The 23,936-nt window shown below is 45.8% G+C and carries 20 protein-coding genes; 12 read left to right on the top strand and 8 right to left on the bottom strand.

The features are described from left to right. Positions 1–44 precede the first annotated feature (44 nt). Positions 45–2,204 (bottom strand): fatty acid oxidation complex subunit alpha FadB, encoded by a 2,160-nt coding sequence (gene fadB, locus AAEY83_RS05025; protein ID WP_025646292.1) that lies wholly within the window; start codon positions 2,202–2,204, stop codon positions 45–47. Between the two features lie 629 nt (positions 2,205–2,833). Here fadB and AAEY83_RS05030 point away from each other — a divergent pair. The 4 genes from AAEY83_RS05030 (at position 2,834) to AAEY83_RS05045 (ending at position 6,787) form a co-directional block, all read left to right on the top strand. Beyond that, positions 2,834–3,856 (top strand): polyprenyl synthetase family protein, encoded by a 1,023-nt coding sequence (locus AAEY83_RS05030; protein WP_025646290.1) that lies wholly within the window; start codon positions 2,834–2,836, stop codon positions 3,854–3,856. Positions 3,857–3,972: 116 nt separating this feature from the next. Continuing rightward, on the top strand, positions 3,973–4,791 hold the full coding sequence (locus tag AAEY83_RS05035; RefSeq protein WP_025646288.1) for a DUF72 domain-containing protein: 819 nt from the start codon (positions 3,973–3,975) through the stop codon (positions 4,789–4,791). A gap of 31 nt (positions 4,792–4,822) precedes the next feature. Beyond that, on the top strand, positions 4,823–5,977 hold the full coding sequence (locus AAEY83_RS05040; RefSeq protein ID WP_025646286.1) for a metal-dependent hydrolase: 1,155 nt from the start codon (positions 4,823–4,825) through the stop codon (positions 5,975–5,977). A gap of 231 nt (positions 5,978–6,208) precedes the next feature. After that, positions 6,209–6,787 carry a hypothetical protein gene (locus tag AAEY83_RS05045; protein WP_025646284.1) on the top strand — a complete coding sequence of 193 codons (579 nt, stop codon included), beginning with the start codon at positions 6,209–6,211 and terminating at the stop codon, positions 6,785–6,787. Between the two features lie 78 nt (positions 6,788–6,865). Here AAEY83_RS05045 and AAEY83_RS05050 read toward each other — a convergent pair whose 3' ends face one another. Beyond that, positions 6,866–7,498, bottom strand: a complete 633-nt coding sequence (locus AAEY83_RS05050; RefSeq protein WP_025646282.1) for a superoxide dismutase — start codon at positions 7,496–7,498, stop codon at positions 6,866–6,868. A 446-nt stretch (positions 7,499–7,944) separates the two neighbouring features. Here AAEY83_RS05050 and rdgB point away from each other — a divergent pair, with 446 nt between their 5' ends. The 5 genes from rdgB to AAEY83_RS05075 all read left to right on the top strand — a co-directional run bounded on the left by rdgB (position 7,945) and on the right by AAEY83_RS05075 (position 14,419). Next, the gene (gene rdgB, locus AAEY83_RS05055) at positions 7,945–8,628 is read left to right on the top strand and encodes an RdgB/HAM1 family non-canonical purine NTP pyrophosphatase (RefSeq protein ID WP_413771575.1); all 684 of its coding nucleotides are present in this window, start codon (positions 7,945–7,947) and stop codon (positions 8,626–8,628) included. Positions 8,629–9,001: 373 nt separating this feature from the next. Further along, a complete protein-coding gene (gene tig / locus AAEY83_RS05060; protein WP_025646278.1) occupies positions 9,002–10,345 on the top strand; it encodes a trigger factor in 1,344 nt (447 codons plus the stop codon). Between the two features lie 438 nt (positions 10,346–10,783). Beyond that, entirely contained in the window at positions 10,784–11,425 is a 642-nt protein-coding gene (clpP, locus tag AAEY83_RS05065; RefSeq protein WP_198013360.1) for an ATP-dependent Clp endopeptidase proteolytic subunit ClpP, read from the top strand. Between the two features lie 426 nt (positions 11,426–11,851). After that, a complete protein-coding gene (gene clpX, locus AAEY83_RS05070; RefSeq protein WP_025646274.1) occupies positions 11,852–13,126 on the top strand; it encodes an ATP-dependent protease ATP-binding subunit ClpX in 1,275 nt (424 codons plus the stop codon). Positions 13,127–13,393: 267 nt separating this feature from the next. Continuing rightward, positions 13,394–14,419 carry an SDR family NAD(P)-dependent oxidoreductase gene (locus AAEY83_RS05075; protein WP_025646272.1) on the top strand — a complete coding sequence of 342 codons (1,026 nt, stop codon included), beginning with the start codon at positions 13,394–13,396 and terminating at the stop codon, positions 14,417–14,419. Between the two features lie 119 nt (positions 14,420–14,538). On the opposite strand, the gene AAEY83_RS05080 is transcribed toward AAEY83_RS05075, so the two are convergent. The 3 genes from AAEY83_RS05080 to argS form a co-directional block, all read right to left on the bottom strand. Next, positions 14,539–15,633: a PTS sugar transporter subunit IIC gene (locus AAEY83_RS05080; protein WP_025646270.1), complete on the bottom strand. Its 1,095-nt coding sequence runs from the start codon at positions 15,631–15,633 to the stop codon at positions 14,539–14,541. A 179-nt stretch (positions 15,634–15,812) separates the two neighbouring features. Next, a complete protein-coding gene (locus tag AAEY83_RS05085; protein ID WP_025646268.1) occupies positions 15,813–16,646 on the bottom strand; it encodes an SPOR domain-containing protein in 834 nt (277 codons plus the stop codon). A 94-nt stretch (positions 16,647–16,740) separates the two neighbouring features. Continuing rightward, complete coding sequence (gene argS / locus AAEY83_RS05090) at positions 16,741–18,570, bottom strand: arginine--tRNA ligase (RefSeq protein WP_025646267.1); 1,830 nt, start codon at positions 18,568–18,570, stop codon at positions 16,741–16,743. A gap of 255 nt (positions 18,571–18,825) precedes the next feature. On the opposite strand from argS, the gene AAEY83_RS05095 reads away from it, so the two are divergent. Further along, positions 18,826–19,044, top strand: coding sequence for a DUF2788 domain-containing protein (locus tag AAEY83_RS05095; RefSeq protein ID WP_025646265.1), 219 nt, complete (start codon positions 18,826–18,828; stop codon positions 19,042–19,044). Here AAEY83_RS05095 and AAEY83_RS05100 read toward each other — a convergent pair. The 3 genes from AAEY83_RS05100 to cmoA form a co-directional block, all read right to left on the bottom strand. Beyond that, entirely contained in the window at positions 19,041–20,171 is a 1,131-nt protein-coding gene (locus tag AAEY83_RS05100) for a DUF1176 domain-containing protein (protein ID WP_025646264.1), read from the bottom strand. The two genes, AAEY83_RS05095 and AAEY83_RS05100, sit on opposite strands and share 4 nt — an antisense overlap. A 59-nt stretch (positions 20,172–20,230) precedes the next feature. Then, on the bottom strand, positions 20,231–21,265 hold the full coding sequence (gene cmoB, locus AAEY83_RS05105; protein ID WP_025646263.1) for a tRNA 5-methoxyuridine(34)/uridine 5-oxyacetic acid(34) synthase CmoB: 1,035 nt from the start codon (positions 21,263–21,265) through the stop codon (positions 20,231–20,233). 202 nt (positions 21,266–21,467) lie between these two features. Beyond that, the gene (gene cmoA, locus AAEY83_RS05110; RefSeq protein WP_025646262.1) at positions 21,468–22,277 is read right to left on the bottom strand and encodes a carboxy-S-adenosyl-L-methionine synthase CmoA; all 810 of its coding nucleotides are present in this window, start codon (positions 22,275–22,277) and stop codon (positions 21,468–21,470) included. Between the two features lie 186 nt (positions 22,278–22,463). Between cmoA and msrA the strand changes: the two genes are divergently transcribed. Both msrA and tmpT read left to right on the top strand, forming a co-directional pair. Further along, positions 22,464–22,988 (top strand): peptide-methionine (S)-S-oxide reductase MsrA, encoded by a 525-nt coding sequence (gene msrA, locus AAEY83_RS05115; RefSeq protein WP_025646261.1) that lies wholly within the window; start codon positions 22,464–22,466, stop codon positions 22,986–22,988. 128 nt (positions 22,989–23,116) lie between these two features. Next, a complete protein-coding gene (tmpT, locus tag AAEY83_RS05120) occupies positions 23,117–23,794 on the top strand; it encodes a thiopurine S-methyltransferase (RefSeq protein WP_025646260.1) in 678 nt (225 codons plus the stop codon). Positions 23,795–23,936 lie beyond the last annotated feature (142 nt).

Raw genomic sequence — 23,936 nt, forward strand, 5'->3', positions numbered from 1 at the left:
ATAGGTTATCTATACACTGTGGTCTATCTGCTGTTAAGACTCAGTTATGCAACAGGGTAGAATCTCTCACCAGCCGCTGCCATATCGCGAATCTTTTGCGGCGCTTCATAAGCTTTGCCAAGGTGTGCATATTTTTCACACAGCGCTAAATAGTTATCTAGACCCAATTGATCAATGTAACGGCACGGACCACCGCGGAATGGCGGGAAACCAACACCCATAATCATAGCCATGTCGGCCTCAGCAGGGGTGCTGACGATATTATCTTCTAAGCAGCGTACCGTCTCATTACAGAAAGCTAGCATAGTACGGTCAATGATCGTTTGATCATCAAACTCTTGTTTGTCGCTGTCGGTGGTCGCTTCTAACAGCTTATAAGTGGCTTCATCAGCGACTTTTTTCGGCTTACCGCGCTTATCAGTTTCGTACTTATAGAAGCCTACGCCGTTCTTTTGACCGAGACGCTCATTTTCGTATAAATGCTGGATAGCGCCTTTATAATCAGGGTTCATGCGATCAGGGAAACCTTGTGCCATAACTTCTGCACCGTGTACGCCCGTATCCAAACCGACGACGTCGATGAGATAAGCCGGACCCATAGGCCAACCGAATTTTTCCATGACTTTATCGACATGAGTAAAGTCCGCGCCTTGCTTAAGTAATAAGTCAAAAGCACCAAAGTATGGGAATAGGACACGGTTCACTAAGAAGCCTGGGCAGTCATTGACGACGACGGGCACTTTACCCATTTTAGTTGCGAGCGCAACCGTGGTGGCAATCGCTTCTTCAGAGGACTTCTCACCGCGGATCACTTCAACTAGCGGCATACGGTGTACTGGGTTAAAGAAATGCATACCAACGAAATTCTCTGGACGCTCAAGCACTTCTGCTAAATGCGTAATAGAGATCGTTGAAGTATTCGAGGCCAAAATCGCGTCTTCTTTGACTAAGCCTTCGACTTCTTTGAGTACCGCGTGCTTCACTTTTGGATTTTCTACTACGGCTTCGATAACGATATCAGTCTCGCTAAAGTCGCCATAGTTCAAGGTAGGACGGATACGGCTTAGAGTTTCGCCCATTTTCGCTGGGGTCATCTTTTTGCGTTCGACCATTTTGCCAAGTAGTTTACTCGCTTCACCCATACCCAAATCTAACTGCTCAGATTTGATATCTTTCATGATGATCGGCAAGCCTTTACTAGCGGCTTGATACGCGATACCACCGCCCATGATGCCTGCACCTAATACCGCGGCTTCATTGATTTCATGCGCTTGTTTGCTGTGTTTCTTAGCCAGCTTCTTAACCAGCTGATCATTTAAGAACAGACCAACTAAGCTCTCAGCTTGTGGCGTTTTAGCGGCTTTGGCAAAATAAGTGGCCTCAACTTCGATAGCTTTGTCACGTGGCAAATTGACGTGCTTTTCGATCGCTTCGATAGCGAGCGCTGGGGCTGGATACTGCTTAGGATTGGCTTTTGAGAAGATCATGCCTTTAGCGCTATTGAACGCCATGGCCTGCTCAAGCTGGTTTAATTTAACAGGATTGAGCTTCTCTTCACGTTTGGCTTGCCAATCAAGCTCGCCTGAGATACATTTTTTGACTAAATCAACAGCAGCGTTTTGCAAGTCATCAGCAGCAACAGTAGCGTCCACTAAGCCTAACTTTAGCGCTTCAAGTGGTTTTTTTGGCTTACCCGTCGCGATAAGCTCTAAAGCGTTATCAATACCGATGACGCGAGTACTACGCACCGTACCACCGAAACCTGGGAAAATACCGAGCTGCGTCTCTGGAAGACCGATGCTGGCTTTTTCGCTCATCACACGGTATTCACACACTAGAGTCATCTCACAGCCGCCGCCAAGTGCCGCGCCATTGATAGCCGCAACTTTCGGAAATGGTAAGTCTTCAAAGCGATTGAAAGTACCATTGACTTTGACGCCCCAGTCTTTGATTTCATCTTCTGGTTTTTGGAATGAAGCGACAAATTCTGTAATGTCGGCGCCCGCGATAAACACGCCTTTGCCTGAAGTGACGATAAGACCTTTAACATCGTCGGCTTGTTCTAAAGCGCTCACCGCTTCGCCAAGCTGTTTATTGGTTTCCATGTCAAATTTATTGACGCTCTCACCTTCAGCATTAAAATGCATATTAGCAATGCCATCCTCTAGCATGCTCACGGTAATGCGATTTCCTTGATATACCATTTGAAACTCCTTGCTGGGTTATAAGATTTATAGGGCTATACAAGCTGATTGATACAATCAAAGCTTATTAAAAGGTTCATTATTTGAATGATTACATTTTTGAATTAAAGTTATCGTTGATAGCTATTAGTAAGAACTAATAGGTAGTAAAAAATAATAATTAATAAAAGATCAATAAGATGAAAGACCAGCTATTTAATTTGACCGGTTAGAGCGTACTGCAATGTATGTTGCTATCAGTGCCCTTTAGCCTGTATCGACAATCAGTTTAGGGATTATAACCGCGACTGTCACAAGCTAAAGCCGGACTCGTAAGTCACTCTTAAGTCTTTAAGAGACATTTACCTACTCTGCAAGATGCTTTATTTGTATAGCAGCACCCTCGAAGAGCCGGCTCTACAACTCATCGTTATTAAGCCTTTAAGGCTTATATTATAAAAACATATTAGCACTCTGAATGAAATCATCAATACGTAACCAAAGCTTAGCCAATCTTACTCGCGCGCAATACGGGCTAAGCGACTATACTTGCGCAGTCGCTATATAAGCCGCTGTCACTATCATGCTAAACTCATGCTAAACTAAGGCGATTTTCGCTTTTGTCTTTTCACTTAGTCATTGGTAGCTTTATGTCTCTCCCCTCCACTTCGCAATTCGTTCCTTTTGACTCCTTTGAGCAGCTCTCTTACTCGTTACGCACACAATTAGCCGCAGATATTGAAGCGCTATTTACTTACGCCAATTTGCCAAGTCCGCTCGGTGATGCTTGTCGCTATGTGATGACCGGCGAAGGCAAGCTGGTGCGGCCTTTATTAGTCGCCAGTGCTTTTGCTAGTATTATCGCGAGTACTGATGATGTGACCTCAGTTACTGGACAAGCCGAAACGACAAGCGCCATAGCAGATAAACCAGCTGGCTTGGCGACTCTTTTGCGCCATGAAGCCCATTATGATATGTGCCGAAGAGCGGCATTAGCGGTGGAGCTGTTGCACACTTACTCTCTTGTACACGATGATTTGCCGTGTATGGATGATGATGAGCTGCGCCGTGGCCAGCCCACCGCTCATATCGTCTTTGATGAGGCGACCGCTTTGCTAGCAGGGGACGTGCTACAAACTTTAGCCTTTGAAATATTCAGCGCCGAGATACCCACCTTTGCGCCTTTTAATGAGGTGATAGCCAGTAAGCTTTTGGCCGTATTTGCACCGCGAGCGCGGCGCATGGTGGCAGGGCAAATGCTCGATCTCAATGCCGAGGCGAGTACAGACATATCGCAAACGGATTTGGAATCCATCCACCGAGATAAGACCGGCGCGTTAATAGAAGCGGCGCTGCTGATGGGCGGAATATGCGCCGGTGCTACAGCGCCGCAGCGGATGGCACTGCAGGACTGTGCCCAGCATATTGGTCTGGCCTTTCAAGTACAAGACGATATCTTGGATGTGACAGGAAATACCGATGATCTGGGTAAACCGGCTGGAAGCGATGAGAAGCTTGATAAATCAACTTACGTGAAGCTCATGGGCGTGGACGCAGCCAAAGACTACGCGCAGTCGCTATTTGCAGAAGGTCGCGGTGCAATCACTCGTGAGTTAGGTGACGACAATGCCGTACTAGCGGTTATCGAATGGCTGTGGCAGCGACAAAAGTAAAGTCGAACCTGTAATAAAGGCCGCTAGCAATAGGATACTGTAGTCGATTCACTATAAAAATGGCGTAGCGCGCTTAATTTCATAATTTCATAACAATTTTATTTTGAACTGACTATATGAATAATCATTCTACTTCGACCATCTATTTAGGCACAGGCGGCTATAGCGATACTGACCTGCTGGGTACGCTGTATCCTGAAGGCACCAAAAAGACTGACTTCTTACGTGAGTACGCTAAGCAATATGGCGCGGTCGAGATTAATAGTACCTTTTATGCGCCTATCGGCCAAAAAGCCTTTACCGGTATGATTAATAAAGCTTATGAGCAAGCGGACAGTGAGCTCAAATTCGCCGTCAAGCTGCACCAAGACTTTACCCATGCGCGTAAGGGCACAGCGGAGCACGCACAAGCATTTTTAAACGCCCTATCCCCACTCATCGAAGCCGATGCGCTCGCGCCTCTACTATTGCAATTCCCCCATGGCTTTGATCGTACTCGTGAGCATCGGCTATATCTAGCCAATCTGGTCAGCTGGTTTGGCGATTATCCGCTAGCAGTCGAGTTTCGTCATAACGCATGGCACACTCCGCAAGTAGTCGATAGCTTTAAACAGCAAGGTCTCATTTGGTGCAGCGTTGACTATCCTAAAGTCAGCGGTCTACCGCCTGCGCGGCTGATATTTACCGAGCGCACAGGCTACCTGCGCATGCATGGCAACAACCTAAACTGGTGGGATGCGATGAGCGCCGCCGATCGTCATGATTATCGCTATAGCGAGGCGGAGATGCAGAATTGGGCGCAAGCGATTGCCAATCAGCGTCAGCATTTTGATGTGCTATATATCTTTTTTCAAAATACCGTGAAAGCGCACGCGTACTATAATATTGCGATGCTGCGTGAGGCGATAATAGCGCATAACTTTGACGTACTGTAGTTAACCTAAACCCTAATTTAATAAGAGCGCTATGGATTCACTCAGTCAAATCGTCTTGGGCGCGAGCGTGCAAGGGGCAGCACTTGGCAAATATCAGGGTCGCAAAGCCTACCTATACGGGGCGATACTGGGCACGCTGCCTGACTTGGATGTACTGATTAGCTACCCCGACCCCATCAGCGACATGACCTACCATCGCAGCTTTAGTCATTCATTATTTGTCCTGAGCGCAGTAGGTATCGTCGGCGCTTGGCTAATCAGTCGCTATCATCACTGGCGCAATATGCCGTTGCCTTATTCAACGCGGCGCTTAGCACTTGCCATGACGTTGGTGTTGACCACCCATCCTATCTTGGACAGCTTTACGGTCTACGGCACGCAGCTATTTTGGCCGCTGCAAGACCCGTTGCAGATGACCCCAATCAGTATTGCCTCCGTCTTTATTATTGATCCACTCTATACCCTCCCGCTCCTGATAGCGGTGATCGTGGGACTTATTAAAGGGTGCAAACTTGCGGTATTTAAAACAGGACTGCTGATGAGTTGTCAGCGCCTTGCGGTTTGGATGCTGCTGCTCAGTAGCAGTTATTTATTATTGGGCTTAGGATTAAAATACCACGCCCAATCCAAAGCGGAGCAAACTTTGGCAGTGGCTAATATCAATACCACGCGCATCAAAACCATGCCCGTCCTACCGACGATACTTATGTGGCGTACCGTTGCCGAAAATAATGAGCATAGACTGATTGAACTCAGAGGCAGTGTCTTAGATAGCCGCTTGCCTGAATATCGCTATCTGACACAGTACGATAATGCGCAAACGATAAGGGCAAATATGCCAACGCAAAGCCGACCCTATGCCCAGCGTCTTGACTGGTTCTCTGGTGATTGGACAGGGTATCGCGTCCAAATGCTACCCGCCACTTCTACCACTGGCGATGCAGCCGAACAGCTGGTCGTTGATGATTTGCGTATGATGGCAGGTGACACGGCGTTCTTTAGTTTTGTATTGGCGAATAAAACCAATGACAATGCGCAGTGGCAAGCCATCACTCCGATAGATGCACCTATCATCACAGTAGACCACGAGCCTATACCGTTACGTTTTGAGCTGATTCAGCAAGGCTTAAAACGGGTGTTTGATGCGTCGATAGTAGGGGATAGTGACTGGATAATGGTTGATTAAAGTTGGTCATTAGTAATGACAGGGGCTGGGGTTTTAGAGTAAAGTCAGTGTAGATACTTCTTATAATATTGCGATGCTGCGTGAGGCGTTGGGTAGGTTTGGGTTCGAGGTGTTGTAGGATTAAGTTTAAATAATAATCTTAACTATATTTGTAGGCTGGGTTTTTAATCCAGCCTACGTCTACTACGCTATCCACAGCCTGAATTTACGTTTCCTCAGGAGGAATATAATATGATAGATCCCGAAATAATAAAAATAAATATCGAGCAAGAGATAGATGGATTCGAACGAACAACTCTTACTCGACTATTAAGTAGTTTTGAAAGTATTGAATTAGAAGCTATAGAAAAAAGAAAGCTATTTCTTGAAAAGAAATCAAAGAGTTTTGATCCTGACATAGATGATGTAGGAATGATAGAAGAAGATGCTTATTTTGAGGAAGTTAATTATTTTTTGATTGAACAAGAGTTAAAACAAGAGTTTTTGAATTCTACAGCAGTCTGGTTATTTCATCTTTTTGAGCGACAAAAGATAAGAGCATTTGGTTCAGCCGATACTGATATATTAAAACCTCTATTAGCTAAAGACAACTATAAACTTGATTCCTGTTCTGACTGGAAGCTACTGAATAAAGAATTAAGGACTGTTGCTAATGTGATAAAGCATGGCTTTGATGGAAAATCTGGACGTAATTTAAATCAATATTTTTCAAACCTTATAGTTAATGAAAGTGTTGTTTTGAACAAGTCTGATATTCAACGTTACATCAAAGCTTTGAGAGGTTTCTGGACAAAAGCATTAGAAAACTAATCAGAAACATATTAAATTAACCAAAAAAGGACGCCTCTCAGCGTCCTCTTTTTATTTACAAATCAAAAGCTAGGTAGCTTATTTACCTTCAACACCAGCATCTTGACCTTTGTATTTCGCATTTGCGTAGTCCCAGTTCACTAGCTTGTCTAGGAACGTATCGACATAGTCAGGACGACGGTTACGATAATCGATGTAGTAAGCGTGCTCCCACACATCACAAGTCAATACGGCTATTTTATCGTGTGCAAGTGGGTTATCTGCATCGCTAGTTTTCATGATAGAAAGTTTGCCGCCAACTTTATCAGTAACTAGCCATGCCCAACCTGAACCGAACTGTGACGTCGCTGCATTTTTGAACTCTTCACGGAATTTGTCATAACTACCGAAATCTTCTTCGATTTTACCTTTTAGATCACCTGTTGGCTCGCCGCCGCCATTGTCAGGCGTCATGCAGTTCCAGTAGAACGTGTGGTTCCAGACTTGCGCTGCTTGGTTAAACATAGTTTGTTTGCTATCGTCTTTTGCCGTAGCTTCGATGATCTCAGGCAGTGTCTTATCTTCAAGACCAGAACCTGGTAGCATATCTTTTAATTTATTTACGTAAGCTGCATGGTGCTTGTCATGATGATACTCTAGTGTCTCAGCACTGATATGTGGCTCTAGTGCGTCTTTGGCATAAGGTAGATCTGGTAGTTTGATATTTGACATAGTTATTTTATCCTTGCTGTTTTAGCCAACACTTTATAGCCGTAATCTCTACACCGTTTTGATGATAGAGCTCGCTATTAAATAGAAGACTAAGTTGGCTGAGTTTATTATTAGTGAATATGCACTGGTGCTTGAAGTACCTTGAAGTATTTAGGCACCTTATTATAAATTCCTTTATCAGAAATCTAAAAAGTTATAACCCTAAAACGAGCTTAATGACTCCGAGTGGCTACTTATCGATTTAAATCAATGTTATAGATTCTAATGAATAAGAAGTAAACTCAAAGGACATAAGCTGTAAGCTATAATTCACTGTAGCTTGTGAGCTAGTATAACAATAGTCGCGGGTGATATCCGTTACTAAATGTTATAGAGCATTCGCTAACTAGTATAGGCTAGCGGATAACGCAGCACAACTTCTCAAATCTTGGATAGTTTTTATGAATATTCCCACTTCGCAAACGCTTGCACAGAGCCCGTCAAAGGATGAGTTCAGCGAATTTTCAGAACAGAAGCAATTCTCGGCACAAAGTCAATGGGTGCTAGCCAGCAATAATAAAGGCAAGCTTGCCGAGTTTGAGCGATTATTTGCAGCAGCGAACTTGGACATTACCATCACACCTCAAGGTCAGCTCAATATAGCAGATGCGATCGAGGACGGTTTGAGCTTCGTTGAGAACGCCATTATCAAGGCGCGTCATGCTAGCCGTAGCAGCGGGTTGCCGGCGATTGCCGATGATTCAGGCTTATGTGTGCCAGTGTTAGGTAATGCGCCCGGCATCTACTCTGCTCGCTATGCAGGCGAGCATGGCAATGACGCTAACAATAACGCCAAGCTCATCTCTGACTTGCAGCCTATTCGTAAGCAAAACCCAAACGCACCCATTAAGGGTATGTTCGTCTGTGTGCTAGCGCTGGTCCTTCACGCTGATGACCCGCTTCCGATTATCGCTCAAGGGTTATGGCAAGGGGAGATATTAGACGCGCCACATGGCGATGGTGGTTTTGGTTATGATCCACTATTTTGGTTACCCCAATTAGAGGCAACGGCGGCAAGTTTGGATAGCGCTCATAAAAACCAAATCAGTCATCGCGGACAAGCGATTAGGCAATTATTGCAGCAATTATGAGGTTTTGGGCATCTATTTATCGCTTTTCGCAAGCAATTTAAAGCAAATATACGCTTAGGTAAACAGATAGCTTTTACTTTAATTAGTAGATAGATTATACTGTTCTACTTTTAAATTTTATTGCTGCTGGGCTTTGGCCCTTTTATTTGATAAAAGACTGACTAAAACAGTAATCAGGGTTACAGGCAGCGGTAATGGTTATCAGCGCTCAGTGTTCAAAGCTCAGTATTTAAGGCTAAGTATTTCAACCTGAGTGTTTAAATCTGATATCTGCAAGACCCTATTCATTCTAACGGCAATCGATAACTCGTTTATCTTTATCCATATATAAGCGCGATTGGCTATTATTTTAATCATCTAAGGTGTAATTAACATGGCTACAGATTTACAAGTCACAACCAACAAGCTGTCTAACAAAGAGACTCAGCTGACGGTTAAAGTCCCCGTAGAAAAAATCCAAAGTAAAGTCGAAGGCCGCATCAGCCAAGTGGCGAAAACCGCCAAAATCGACGGTTTCCGTAAAGGCAAAGTGCCAATGTCGCACATCCGCTCACAGTATGGCGCGGGCATTCAGCAAGAAGTGATCAACGATGTGATCCGTGATACGGTCTTTGAAGCGATCAAAGAAGAGGACATCCGCGCCGTTGGTATGCCAAATATCGACGACGTTAAACTTGAAGATGACTTCTTAGTGTATCAAGCGACTGTTGAGATCTTCCCAGAAGTGGAAGTACAAGGTATCGATGAGATCGAAGTAGAGCGTCATACTGCTACTGTGGATGATGCTGATGTCGATACTATGATCGAAAACCTACAAAAGCAGCGTCAAGAGTACGTTGAGAAAAAAGGTAAAGCGACCAAAGATACTCAGGTCACTTTCGACTTTGAAGGTTCAATCGACGGCGAAAAGTTTGAAGGCGGTAGCGCTGAAGACTTCAAACTAGTCATCGGTAGCGGTCAGATGATTCCAGGCTTTGAAGACGGTATCAAAGGCATGAAAGCTGGCGAAGAAAAGACCATCGATGTGACTTTCCCAGAAGATTATCAAGCCGAAAACTTAGCAGGTAAAGAAGCTCAGTTCAAGATCAATGTCAAATTGGTCGAAAAACCTAAGTTACCTGAGATCGATGAAGAGTTCCTTGAGCTGTTCGGCGTGACTGAAGGCGGCGTAGACAAACTAAAAGAAGATGTGCGCAAAAATATGGAACGCGAAATCAAGAACGCCGCGCGTAGCCAAGTGAAGCAAGCGACTTTTGATGCGCTACTAGAGAAAAACGAATTTGATGTGCCAAGCGCGATGCTAGAGCAAGAGATCGATCGTCAGCGCAGCATGATGATGCAGCGTTTCGCTCAGCAGTTCGGCTCAAGCGCTGATAGCTTTGATAAAGATATGCTGCCTAATGAGCTGTTCGAAGAGCAAGCCTTACGTGCCGCGCGTCTAGGTATCATCGTCGCTCGCCTCATCGATACTCAGGGTATTGAAGTCGATCAAGATCGCGTCGAGACTTTCATCAAAGAAGCTGCTGAAAACTACGAAGATCCAGCTGAGGTCATCGAGTACTACACTAATGACAAGCAGCAACGCGCAAATATCGAATCAGTCGTGTTAGAAGACCAAGTGGTTGACTATTTGATTGAGCAAGGTAAAGTCACGGATAAAGAAGTCAGCTATCAAGACCTGCTCGCGGCTCAGCAACAGCAGCAGCAAGCGATGTAGTCAGTGAGTCTTACCGCCTTTGCGCATGAATGAGCGATCATTACCGCATTGAGCGCAGCGAGATATATAAATTGCCTCAACACCTTTGTTGGGGCATTTTTGTCAGTACGATTTGCTTTTGGCTATGACGAATAGTGAGTTTTTTACTATCTTTGCTACGCTGCCCTTGATAATTGATGACTGACGCCTTATTAATAGGGGACAATTTATCATTTGTGACGCTAAGCATTTACTAGTACGCCCTAAAAAAGTTACTATTGCTGGACTTTTTAATTTATAGCTTAGTCCGTTCACAGACTAATCCCTCTATTCTAAAAACAGCGCTTTTTATAAAAACAGTTATTTTATTACTACCCTTTTCTATTTACCTTTAAATATTAGGACATTCCTATGACAGATTATGATCGCATCACTGCCAATCCTCATTTCGATATGCTGATGAGCGCCCACGATCAAGTGCAAAGTGCAGGCCAAGCGGCACAAGGCGCTCTCGTCCCTATGGTGGTTGAGCAGTCCGCACGCGGCGAGCGTTCGTTCGATATTTTCTCGCGTCTATTACGTGAGCGGGTGATATTTTTGACCGGTCAAGTCGAAGATCACATGGCCAACCTTATCGTCGCTCAGTTGCTATTCTTAGAAGCGGAAAACCCGGACAAAGATATCCATTTATATATCAACTCTCCAGGTGGTTCTGTAAGTGCCGGTCTCGCTATTTTTGATACGATGAACTTTATCAAGCCTGAAGTGTCAACCATCTGTATGGGCGGTGCTTATAGCATGGGTTCGTTCTTGTTGGCAGCGGGCGAGCGCGGTAAACGCTATGCGCTAGCTAATTCGCGCGTAATGATTCATCAGCCATCGGGCGGCGCGCAAGGTCAGGCGACTGATATCGAGATTAACGCGCGTGAAATCATCAAGACTCGTGCCCGTCTCAACGAGATTTTGGCTGAGCGTACCGGCCAGCCAGTAGAGAAGATCGAAAAAGACGTTGAGCGTGACTACTGGTTAGATGCCAAGGAAGCCAAAGAGTATGGTTTAGTCGATGAAGTATTAGAGCGTCGCCCTGCTGACCTTAAGTAATCTCTGATAGTTATGATTGAATACTGAATACTCTAATGCTGATAATTTAAGTAGTAAGTCACTAGGGCGTGTTGAACATTCGACCATGGCACTGACAGAGACTATTTTTTAGGCGATTTGCAGATAAAAATAGTAAGTTTAGTCATTCTAAGCGTCTATTTTTATCAATAAAGCGGCAAAAAATAGTCCTGTCCCTGTTGTTGTCGTGAGGGCTGATGCTAAAATCGCCCTAGTCGTTGTGAAAATCTAGCCAATGCAATGAGCATTACCTGCAATTTTCACTTAGACTAGAACTATTTTAGCGATCAGCAGTGCGCATTTGTGAATGTTCAACACGCCCTAGAGTATTAGGGTTTAAGTAGACGACTGACTCACCGTTATCGATAAGTTTTAAACTAAAAAGCAAGATTTTAGGAGTGCCTCTATATGGCGAAAGATAAGACCCCGCAGTGCTCATTTTGCGGTAAAGCCAAAAGTGAAGTAAAACAGTTAATTGCCGCTGATGATGCCAATATCTGTAATGAATGTGTTGAGCTTTGTACTGACCTCATCGTAGACAGCGTTGACGAGGAAGAAACAGATGGCGAGCTTGATACCTCATGGGTCAACAAAAAGCTACCGACTCCTAAGGAGCTGCGCGCCAAGCTTGATGACTATGTAATCGGTCAGGACGCGGCCAAAAAAGCCTTGGCCGTTGCGGTTTATAACCACTATAAGCGCCTGAAAGTCAGCCAAACTTTGGCCAGTGATAAGAAAAAAGCTAAGATCGGCGCGGATGATGCGATGGTTGAGTTGGCCAAGAGTAATATTTTGCTAATTGGTCCGACCGGCTCAGGTAAAACCTTACTCGCGCAGACGTTAGCGCGCCTTCTTGACGTGCCTTTCGCTATGGCGGATGCAACAACGCTCACCGAAGCGGGTTATGTCGGTGAAGATGTCGAAAACATCGTACAAAAACTACTGCAAGCTTCTGATTATGATGTCAGCAAAGCCGAGCAAGGTATCATCTATATCGATGAGATCGACAAAATCAGTAAAAAAGGTGAGAACCTATCGATCACTCGTGATGTCTCAGGCGAAGGCGTTCAGCAAGCACTGCTCAAACTCATCGAAGGCACAGTTGCTGCTATTCCGCCGCATGGTGGTCGCAAGCATCCACAGCAAGAGCTGATCCAAGTCGATACCAGTAATATCCTGATTATCGTAGGTGGTGCTTTTGCTGGTCTCGATAAAGTCATCCAGCAGCGCACTGAAAAAGGCGGTATCGGTTTCAATGCTGATGTCAGCTCAAAAGACGATAGCCGCCGCAGCTCAGACTTACTACAGCTTGTCGAGCCAGAGGATTTGATTAAGTTTGGCCTGATCCCAGAGCTGATTGGCCGTTTGCCGGTATTAGCCGCATTAGAAGAGCTCGACGAAAATGCGCTCATCCAGATATTGACCGAGCCTAAGAACGCTTTGGTGAAGCAATACGAGTATCTCTTCGATATGGAAGGCGCTAAGATTACCTTTACCGAAAAGGCGCTTGATGCCATCGCCAAAAAAGCCATGGAGCGCAAAACAGGGGCGCGTGGTCTACGTTCTATCGTCGAAAACGCCTTGCTAGAAACTATGTATGAGCTACCATCGATGGAAAATGCTAAGTCAGTCACTGTCGATGATACCGTCATCAACGAAGGCAAAATCCCTAAAATTGCCTAGCTCTTTATTGTTGGCAATTATAGGCTTATTAAATAATACAAAGGTGTCTAGCATTATGTATGCTAGACACCTTTTTTTATGCTAAAAGATGACAGCTGCGTACACTGATGGGTTTCAATTGCAAGCCTAAGTCGTGATAAGCTCATATCATGTTCGTTTGTATTTAACGTGTTATTTTATCTATTTAACGCTCGTACTTATTAACGCTCGTACTTAATACCTCATTACTTTTATTATTACTCTCATCATTACAAAGGATTGTTACTCATGTTGAACTCTATGACCGCGGCCCTACGCCAGCATTTGCCTGCCTCCTTACAACCTCATGCCTCCAATAGCACGCAAAGCGAAGATATCAGCGACTTTTATAAAGGTCACGTCGCCGCGATTACTGGTGCAGGCTCGGGTATGGGCCGCGCGCTTGCTATCCATTTGGCCAAAATGGGCTGTGAGGTGGCGCTCTCAGATATCGGTGCAGAGCCGCTCGCTGAAACGCAAAAACTGCTCGAAGGTTATGATGTTAAAAGCACTATTAGTGTCCTTGATGTTGCGGACAAAGATGCCGTTTATAACTGGGCGGATAGCGTAGTCGCCGACCACGGCAAAGTGAACTTTGTGTTCAATAATGCCGGCGTGGCGCTCTACTCGACGGTCGAAGGTAGTAGTTTAGAGGAGCTAGAATGGGTGATGGATATCAACTTCTGGGGCGTGGTATATGGCACCAAGGCCTTTTTGCCACTGATCAAAAACAGCGTCAAGCTTAGTGAAACTAATGCCAGTAAAGCCAAAGCCGATAATAAATCACGTCAATTCTATGAGCATGGGCACATCGTTAATATCTCAAGCCTATTTGGTCTCACCGCTCAGCCGTCTCAGTCTGCTTATAACGCCAGTAAGTTTGCGGTACGCGGCTTCACTGAGAGCTTGCGTCAAGAGCTCGATATTCAGCGTAGCGGCGTCTCAGCGACTTGTATTCATCCGGGCGGTATCCGTACTAATATCGCCAACAGCGCCCGCGGTAACGATAGCATCAGCGAGCTTGGCATGCGCTCAGGCCCGAGCGCCATTCGCAGCTTTAATAAGTTTTTGAAATTTGATGCCAATGAGGCCGCTTGGATTATTCTAGAAGCCGCCGCTACCAATCAGCCGCGGCGCTTGATTGGTAATGATGCTAAGATGATAGATGCGGTGCAGCGGGTATTCCCAAACCGTTATAGCAAGATATTGAATGACGTTAATAAGCTATCTCGCAAGATGAAAAAACGCAACTCAGCAAAAACCAGTCGTTCTTAGTTCACTTGTTTGTTTAATCCCTCATTTATGATGGCAATAAAAAACGCCTAAGCTCTAAAGCTTAGGCGTTTTTTATAGTTGCGAGTTTTGTATATATGCGTTTATTTATTGCATGCGCGTTAGGGTAATTTCATATCGCCCGCGACTAGCCAGCCTGATTTTCGCATTAGCCAAGCCACAGATCCTGCAATGATAGCCGGTAGTACAAACATCAGTAAGATAATCGCCGTCCACAACTGCGTAGTGCTCATCAGGTCCTGTGAGGCTTCAATCACCCCGAATACTCCTACCAGTCCAGCCGTACCCATACCTGCGCCGGTCGCAGTACAAGCCAGCTTAAACACTACTGTTGCGATAGGTCCAACGATGGCGCTCGCTACGATAGCAGGTAATAAGATAATCGGCTTTTTGAGGACATTAGGAATTTGCAGCATGCTCGTACCGAGGCCCTGCGAGATGACGCCACTAAAGCCATTATCCTTAAAGCTAGCAACCGCGAAGCCAATCATGTGCGCGGCGCAGCCGACCACCGCCGCGCCGCCAGCGAGGCCGCCAAGGCCAATGGCGATACAGATAGCCGCACTAGAGGTTGGTAGTGTCAGTAAGATACCGACGATGACCGCGATGACGATGCCCATGAGTAGCGGCTGTAATTCCGTAGCTGCTTGAATGCCTTGACCAACTGCATTGACTGCGACGACTACCGGTGGATTAAGAAAAGCACACACCGCCCAAGCCACCGTACAGACTACTAAAGGCACCAGCAAGATATCGAGCTTAGTCTTACCTGAGACCCAAGTACCCGCCCGATAGGCAAACACGGAAGCCAAATAAGCGCCAATAGGATTACCAGGCAGCGCCAAAAAAGTAGCCGGCCCAGCGTCTTGCGCGGTAAACAATGTCCCTGCCATAAAGGCTTCAGTATGCGCGCCAAGCATACCAGCGACTAAGCAGCTAAGCATGACAAGCGTCGGCGCTTTGAGATAGTAAGCGATACCTACGCCTATCCCTGCGCCCATTAGCACAGAGGCAAGTTTACCGATAGCCATCAGCGCCGGGATCTGCAACCAACCACCGATTTGCGAGATGATAAGTCCAGCGATTAAAGTGACAAATAGCCCCAAGGCCATACCTGTAAAAGCATCGATAAAATACTTTTGAAAGAATGATTTGATCATCCCAGTTGATGCTGTTGTCGTCTCAGCTGAGTTCATGAGTAGGCTCTCACTGTTCGTTTATAAAGGGCGATAGTCTTGCTGATGGCTATCGGCTCAGATAATCCATAATTAAAATATCTTATCGTTAAAACAAGCGCTTGCTCAGTGCCCTCAGCAAAAAAATAGCACAAAAAAAGCGTCGATGTGACGCTTTTCTTGTTAGTAACTTCTTGCCGCTAGCGGCGCTGCTCGACGATAATAGAGTCGATACCGTTGTTTTGTAGACGCTGCTGAGCGCTAGTGACTTCTTGACGAGTAGTCATCGACCGCGAAATCACTTGATAAATAGGCAAGCCATTACCAGTCGTATTTTTGACGACTTTGGCATCGACCCCTGCCATCAGCACTTGCGCGCGGCGACGATCCGCTTCATCAGCATCACCGAAGCTATTGATTTGCAGGATATAAGTTGGTGCTTGCACTCTTTGTACTGTCGCTGCGCCGCTATTAGCAGCCGTATTGGCGTTATTGCTTGCATTACTATTAGGAGATGCAGGCGTAGTGCCGTCATAAGTGGCATTTTCTTCTACTATGGTAATCTCATTACTAGCACTGCTATTAGCGCCGCTGTTATTAGCTGCTGAATTGCTACTCGGTTCAATCGTTGTAGTTTCAGAAATACCAAAATTGCCGGTATCATTACTATTGTCAGCGTTAGTCTCAGGCTGAGTCACGACAACATCAGCCTCAAAGTCGTCGGTAGCCCCTAAGCGATCATTCTCAGCTCCGCCGATATCTTCATCAGGAATAGTCGCCATCTCTTGGTTAGGCAAGATATCATAAAACTCATAATCGGCATTGTCAGTGTCCGTCTCCACGCGCGGCTGTATCTGCCGATCAGTATCAGCTGCGGTTTCACTGCCTGTGGGGCTGAAATTGAACAAGGGCGAGAGGTATATAAACACCCCTATCATTAGCGTCAGTATTGCACCAACGAACATCCACAATAAGCCTGATACGCTACTCGACTTACGTTTTTCAGTGGCGCCTCTAGGTTTTTTGGCTAACATGGATCGGTTTCTCCCTACTGAGTTTATATAAGACTATGTTGATATAAGACTATATTAATCTAAAACCACACTGATAGCAGTATAACGTATTCGCCTACATGCTAGAAGGCGCAGTCAGCCCTAATAGATTTAGGCCATTAGCTAGTACTTGCCGAACCGCCTTTGACAAACGCAGGCGCGCCTGCATCATATCTAGCTCCTCAGCGCTCGGTGTCGCCCCTGAGGTCAAGCTCATAGGCAAGATACGGTTGGTGTCATACCAGCCGTGGAACAGCGCGGCTAACTCTTTGAGGTAGTTGGTCAAAATATGCGGCTCATAACCTGTTGCGGCGCGCAATAAAGTCGCAGGATAAGCGGCTAGCAGCTTAATAAGCGCCTCTTCGCTTGGCGCGCTCAGCAAGTTTTGCTGCGCTGCACCTACGCTGTCATCAACGCTCAGCCCGCTAGTTTCTAGTTTTTCTAATACGCGGCAGACGCGGGCGTGCGCGTACTGAATGTAGTACACTTGATTGTCTTTGCTCTGGGATTTGGCCAGCTCTAAGTCAAAGTCTACATGCACCTCAGGCTTACGCGCCACATAATAAAAACGCGCAGCATCATTACCGACCTCTTCACGTAGCTCACGCAGTGTCACAAACTCCCCAGAGCGCGAAGACATGGGTACTTTTTCGCTGCCGCGCCATAAAGCAACAAACTGCACTAACACCACATCCAAACGCTCGGCGTCGATACCAAGAGCCAATAGCGCTGCTCGGACTCGCGGCACATAACCGTGATGATCCGCGCCTAAGACATCGATGACTTTATCAAAACCACGGTCAAACTTGTTTTTGTGATAAGCGATATCGGAGGCAAAATACGTGGTCTGACCATTCGCGCGGCGCACCACCCGATCTTTTTCATCGCCAAAATCCGTCGACTTAAACCAGACATTACCGTCTTTCTCGTATAGATGGCCTTTGTCTTCTAATATTTGTAGCGCCGGCTCAATCTCATCAGTGATTGATCTTTCGCTAAACCAGCGCTCATAACGCACGCCAAAATCGTTCAAATCGTCTTTAATGTCAGCCAAAATACCCGTCAACGCCGCATTAAGAAACAACTCATAGTTCGCGCCTAACAATGATTTACTATTGGCAATTAAGCCATCGATATGCGCCTCTTTGTCACCTGAGATCAGCTCCTTGTCACCGTTCGCGGTGATATCGTACTGAGCATCTGCCGCAACGTCTTTGGCGACTTGCTCAAAACAATGCACGTAACTGTTGCCGTGCTGCGTCTTTACCGTCTCGGCGATATCGCGGACATAGTCGCCTTTATAAGCGTTAGAAGGAAAAGTGACGCTCTCGCCGTTCGCCTCTAGATAGCGCAAATAAGTACTGGTCGCCAAGATATCCATCTGCCGGCCGGCGTCATTGACATAATATTCACGGGTAACGTCATAGCCGACGGCTTCAAGCAAATTGGACACACTCATACCAAAGGCGGCGCCGCGCCCATGACCGACATGCAGGCTTGAGGTCGGATTGGCGGAGACAAACTCGACTTGCACCTTTTGCCCTGCGTACTGCTCACTAAGACCAAAGCGGTCTTGTAGAGCGAAGATATCCTCTAAAACGGCAAACTTAGCATCACTGTGCAAAAACACGTTAATAAAGCCAGGCCCGGCGATATCCACTTGGCGGATATCTTGGTTATCAGGAAGCGCGTTTACGATTTGCTCCGCTAGCGTGCGCGGATTTGTTTTGGCGGCTTTGGCAGCGGTCATCGCGATGTTACTGGCAAAATCGCCGTGACTTAAATCCTTGGTACGAGTAATTTGGCTCTTATTTTGCCAATCAGCAGGCAATACGCCGCCTTCTTTTAGAGTTTGGACAGCATCATCAAACAGGGCGGCTAAAGTATCGATTTGGGCTTGTGACATAGGGGTATGAACTCAGATAAATAGGACAAAAAAGTGATAACCCGTAAATATAACAATCTTTGGGGTTTATTGCATCACAATTGACAAAAATAGTAGCGCTGCGTGCTGATTTACGCACATAAATGGCTTAACGCTACTTCGATGACTACTTAGTCGTAATAATCAGGGCCTAGCGGTTGTCCTACAGAGTTGATACACGCATATCACAGTAATAGAAGTTATAATGCTACCCAACTTATACCATAGGATGTAGATATGTTCGCCATTGCTGCTAACACAGTCACCAATTGGGGCCTGTATATATTACTACCGATATTTATCGCTTTTTTATTCTTTATTATGTTCGATATCTCTAAAAAATCCAATGCCGGCCGCGCGGGCACCTTTTGGATATTTTTGGCACTCGGCGCTGGGTTTATGGGCTTTTTACTCAAACTATTACTTGAAGTAGCCTTTAAGAAGTGGTTGATTTAAGGGGATAGCCCTTCACTGACAACCACTTCACTGACATAAGTGGGCATACCCCAAGCGCCGCCTGCTTCTATCAGGCGACATAACCCTGTGGTCTGCTCAAGTGCTTTTGCAAAGGTTTTGCCATCCCAAACCCAGTGAGTCATTGACCAACAGTCGCCTAATCCGCGACCTTTATGCGCTGCGAATATCTCGCCATTGTCATAACGACTACCTGATGTAGTAATCAGCTGCGGGTTTTGGGGATGCGTATTATCTATAAGCCAGTAACCGCTGCCAAAATTATAAGCGCCCGTCCAACAGCTATGAACCGCTAACGTATACTGACTATCTACGGGTATAAACGTCCAGTTAAGCTCACTTGGGCTATACTCTTGGATCCTTTGGTAGGCTTTGGTTTTTGGATTGACCAGCTCACACTCTCCCATCCTCTCTTTTGTACCCATTAACTCCTCAGAGTCAATATCTACCCACGTATCGATATTGTCTTGAAAATAACTCAAGGTCGATGGTGCAAGCGGCTGCTTGTCTGGGTCAGCATATACAAAGGCTTTTTTGATGATAGGTTTGGCATTAGCCGCTTTTGGAGTTTGCCGATTGGGATTATTCTTACTGACTAGTGCAAGCGATGTGCCTACTCGGCCTTGGACGTCGTCTAATTTCAATAATACAGCGGCCATACCTTTGTCAGATATTTGCCAGTGGTAATCACCTCTTGCCAACACTATTTTAGTATTTTGGCGAGCGTGCTTGATAAGTTGAGCCGTTTGCTTGCTAGTCAGCTCTCCGTTTTTAACCTCACCATAAGGCTTATCATTTAGCCATAATTCAACAGGCTCGTTTGCCGCGTTAATTTGCGCGATTATCTCGTCTGATGCTTCCCAGTAGTTCAGTAAAACTTGCGTACGTGGTGTTTTCTCACCTGCCGTTACGGTCATCAAAACACTACCGCGCCAATCGTCTACTTCATCGCTATAACCGGCTGCGCGGCAAGTCAAAGTATTATCACAGACCAGTTGCCAATCACCGCTCACAAAGCCGCTGCCCTTGAACGCATCCCCGTAGGCGTCTGATGCGGCAGCAGATAGTGATGCTGCGGATAATAAGGCACTAACGCTCGCTACCCTCAAAAAAGATAAGATTGTCGTCTGTCACACTCCTTATGCCAAATAAACACGCTCTAAAAACCTCACCGCTTGGCGATAAGCGTCGCGCGCTTCGGCGCAGGATAGCCCTCAATCGTTTTACTCTGATCATTGGAATCAAGAAAATCTGCCAGCGATTGATAGGTCATCCATTCGGTCGCGCGCTGTTCCTCTATCGTCGTCACATCGATATCGACGCAGCGCACCTCACGAAACCCTACCTTTTCAAGCCAACCGATTAGCGCCGCAACCGATGGCAAAAAGTAGACATTATTCATCTGCGCGTAACGATCATGTGGCACTAGTACCGTATTAGCATCACCATCGATTACTAAAGTCTCAAGCACTAGCTCACCGCCTTTGACCAGCTGACCGCGCAGCTGCTGTAGATGCTCAAAAGGCGACTGGCGATGATAAAGCACCCCCATACTAAACACCGTATCAAACAGCTGACTGTGCTCCGGCAGTGCCTCTAAGGGTACGGGAATATAGTGCGTGCGATAATTACCTGTATCATTCATATCCGCTGCACCAACAAAATGCCGAATCGCCATAAACTGATGATAAAACAGGCAGGACGGATCAACGATAATCACCGTCTGAGCACCTGCCCCCGCCATGCGCCAACCGTGATAGCCTGAACCGCCACCGACATCGAGTACCCGCCGACCTTTTAGCGGACTCAAATGCGGCGCTACCCGCTCCCACTTCCAGTCGCTATGCCACTCAGTATCTATCTGAATGCCTGAACTCTCATGACCTATTTGAAATGGTCCCTTTCGCCACGGCATTAATTGCTTAAGTAGCGCTAAAGCTTGCTTACGCTCAGAGTCGCTAAGCTCAGCATTTACCGTGATAGCCGAACTATTTAAATTCACACTATCGACGTTTAAATCAGGCAAACGCGCCACCGAGGACTGATAAGCGGGCGCATGCGCATAGTTGCGCTTATCTTTGATAGCGGTGAGCCATTCGGGTAATTTCGTCAGCCACTCATAAGCACTGGGATGCGTCTCAGCGATGGTTAATAAGGTTAAATATAGCTCACGTTCAGCGTTGGCAATGGTGTTGTTGGTCATAAAGTTTCAAGTTTCGCTTAGTTATCGTTGGCCAGATAAGAGGAAGAACAAAGAGGAAAAGATGAGCCTCAAGTTTAGCGCATTTTAATGGTCGTGAAATCTGCGGGGCATAGGTTATTTATTTTTAAGGATTGGATAAAAACCGCTTATACATGAAGCTTGCCGTAGAATAGCGGCATATCTAAAAAAGCTGAATCCACCCCTATTTAAACGCTACAATCGACACAAAGTTTAAAAACTGAAACCAGGTTAAATGTCGCTTAAAACCAACGTAATGTAGACGCTCGTGATGCTGCTCTAAAGTATCGGTAATTAATACATTCTCTAGTGCATTGCGCTTACCACTGATCTCCATCTCGCTATAGCCATTGGCGCGTTTAAAGTCATAATAACGCTCAATGAGCCAAGCATCATATTGCTCATCGAGTGTGTGCGTTTTCTCCGTCAAGACCAAGATGCCGCCTTCCTCCAACGCGTTATATATCTTCTTTAGCACTGCGACTCTATCGGCGACAGGCAAAAACTGTAAGGTGAGATTGAGAATAACCATATCGCAAGCCTCAAGCTCGATATCGCGAATATCAGCAGTGATGACTTCGATATCGTGCTCAGGGTAATTATCGCTTAATAACTTTTCGGCTTCGCTGGTCATCGCAGGCGAGATATCTATTGCCTTAACCTGTAAGTCTGTTGACTCAAACTCGCCTGCCAAAGCCATTGTCGCGCCGCCAAGCGAGCAGCCTAAATCATAAATACGGCTCACCTTTTGACCGTTATTGTTTTGCTGACGATACTTGCAATGACGACGCGCAAAAATGGGCAGCATCGCTAATACTTGCCCGTAGCCTGGCACGCTACGGCGAATCATATCGGGAAAGCAGGCAACCACTTGCTCATCAAAGGAGAAGCGCGCTACTTTATCTAACGGCGTGGTAAAGGGTTTATCGAATAGCGTATCGGGTTTGACGCTAGGCTCGATATCAGCTTCTGGAGAGGAATTAGAGTGACTCATGGAACGGCTCGTTTGACAGATAGTGTTATGGTAGAACATTTAGCAAAAGCCCATTATAACATTACTGTTTGTTACTCATAGCTCAAAGCCTGCTTGTTATGCTAAACAGGTAAAACTAAGCATTATAAGCGTACAGTCAAAATCGCAAGGTAGGCTTAGTTTAAATGATTAATAATAGGAAATATTATGCAAACGATTATATTAGGCGGCGGCTGTTTTTGGTGTACTGAATCCGTTTTTCAATCTGTCAAAGGTGTACAGTCCGTGGTATCAGGATATATGGGCGGTGAAGCCACCACTGCCAATTATCGCGCGGTCTGCGGCGGTAATAGCGGTCATATCGAAGTGGTCAAGGTTGAGTTCGATGACGCTATCGTGCCATTAGAAGTGATTTTAGATATCTTCTTTGCCACTCATGATCCCACCACCAAAGACCGTCAGGGTAATGATGTCGGCAGCCAGTATCGCAGTGTCGTCTTCTATACTGACGAAGAGCAGCAAAAGCCGACCATCGATCGCACTATCAATAAATTACGCGATATGGGTATCGATATCGTCACAGAAGTGCACCCTGCTATCGAATTTTATGATGCTGAAGAAGAGCACCAAGACTTCTTCAATCGCAACCCGAATCAAGCTTATTGCAACTTCGCCATTCCGCCAAAGCTCACCAAATTACGTCAAGAGTTCAAAGAGTACATGGTCGCTTAAACGTTGTTGAAGCCCTAGTTATAGATACCGTTATAAGCAAAGCCAAGTGTAAAGACACTTGGTTTTTTTTATGCCAATTAGCGGTATGATATCGTTATGTCTCCATAAATTACGTTAAGGAAAACCGTATGAATCCAGAATTTTGGCAATCGCGTTGGCAGGAAGGCCGTATTGGCTTTCATAAGTCGGAGGTCAATCCGCTATTGAAGGCGTATTTTTCTACTTTAAATGTAGCCAAAGGCGGCCGAATATTAGTGCCGTTAAGCGGTAAATCCCTCGATATGGCTTGGCTGACGCAGCAAGGTTATGAGGTGATTGGTATCGAGCTGGTCGAGTCGGCGGTAGAGGAGTTTTTTGCTGAACAAGGGATTACTCCTACAGTGACTCAGCCTAGCAATAACGCGGATATTAAACGCTATCAAGGACAATTATCAGGGCAGACTATTGAGCTGTGGGTCGCCGATATTTTTGCGCTGACAAGCGAAGACGTCGGTCAAATTGATGCCGTTTATGATAGAGCAGCACTGATAGCCTTACCGCCAGATACGCGCCCGAAGTATTGCGAACATATACTTAATATAAGCGATAACGCGCCGCAGCTTCTGGTCACTATCCATTATGATCAAAGTCAAAAGGATGGCCCGCCATTCTCAGTCAGCCCTGAGCAAGTGCGTCAGTACTATAGCGATACTTATCAGCTCACTGAGCTTGAGGACAACCCCTCAATCTTAAACGCTAATGCGGCACTAAGCGTCACTGAGCATGTTTGGTTATTGACACCTAACGCTGATAATAATAACCCTTGAGATAGAAGCGCAATATGAAAATCTTAGTGTTACTAATGAGTTTGGCGGCATTTTTGCTAGTGACGCTACCCGGTCCCCTTTACAGATCTGGCTTAGTGGAATTGGGAACTGCTTTTGCGGGCTTCAAATATGCGGTTATCAC

The sequence above is a fragment of the Psychrobacter sp. TB20-MNA-CIBAN-0197 genome (assembly GCF_040309765.1).
GTDB classification, from domain to species: domain Bacteria; phylum Pseudomonadota; class Gammaproteobacteria; order Pseudomonadales; family Moraxellaceae; genus Psychrobacter; species Psychrobacter submarinus.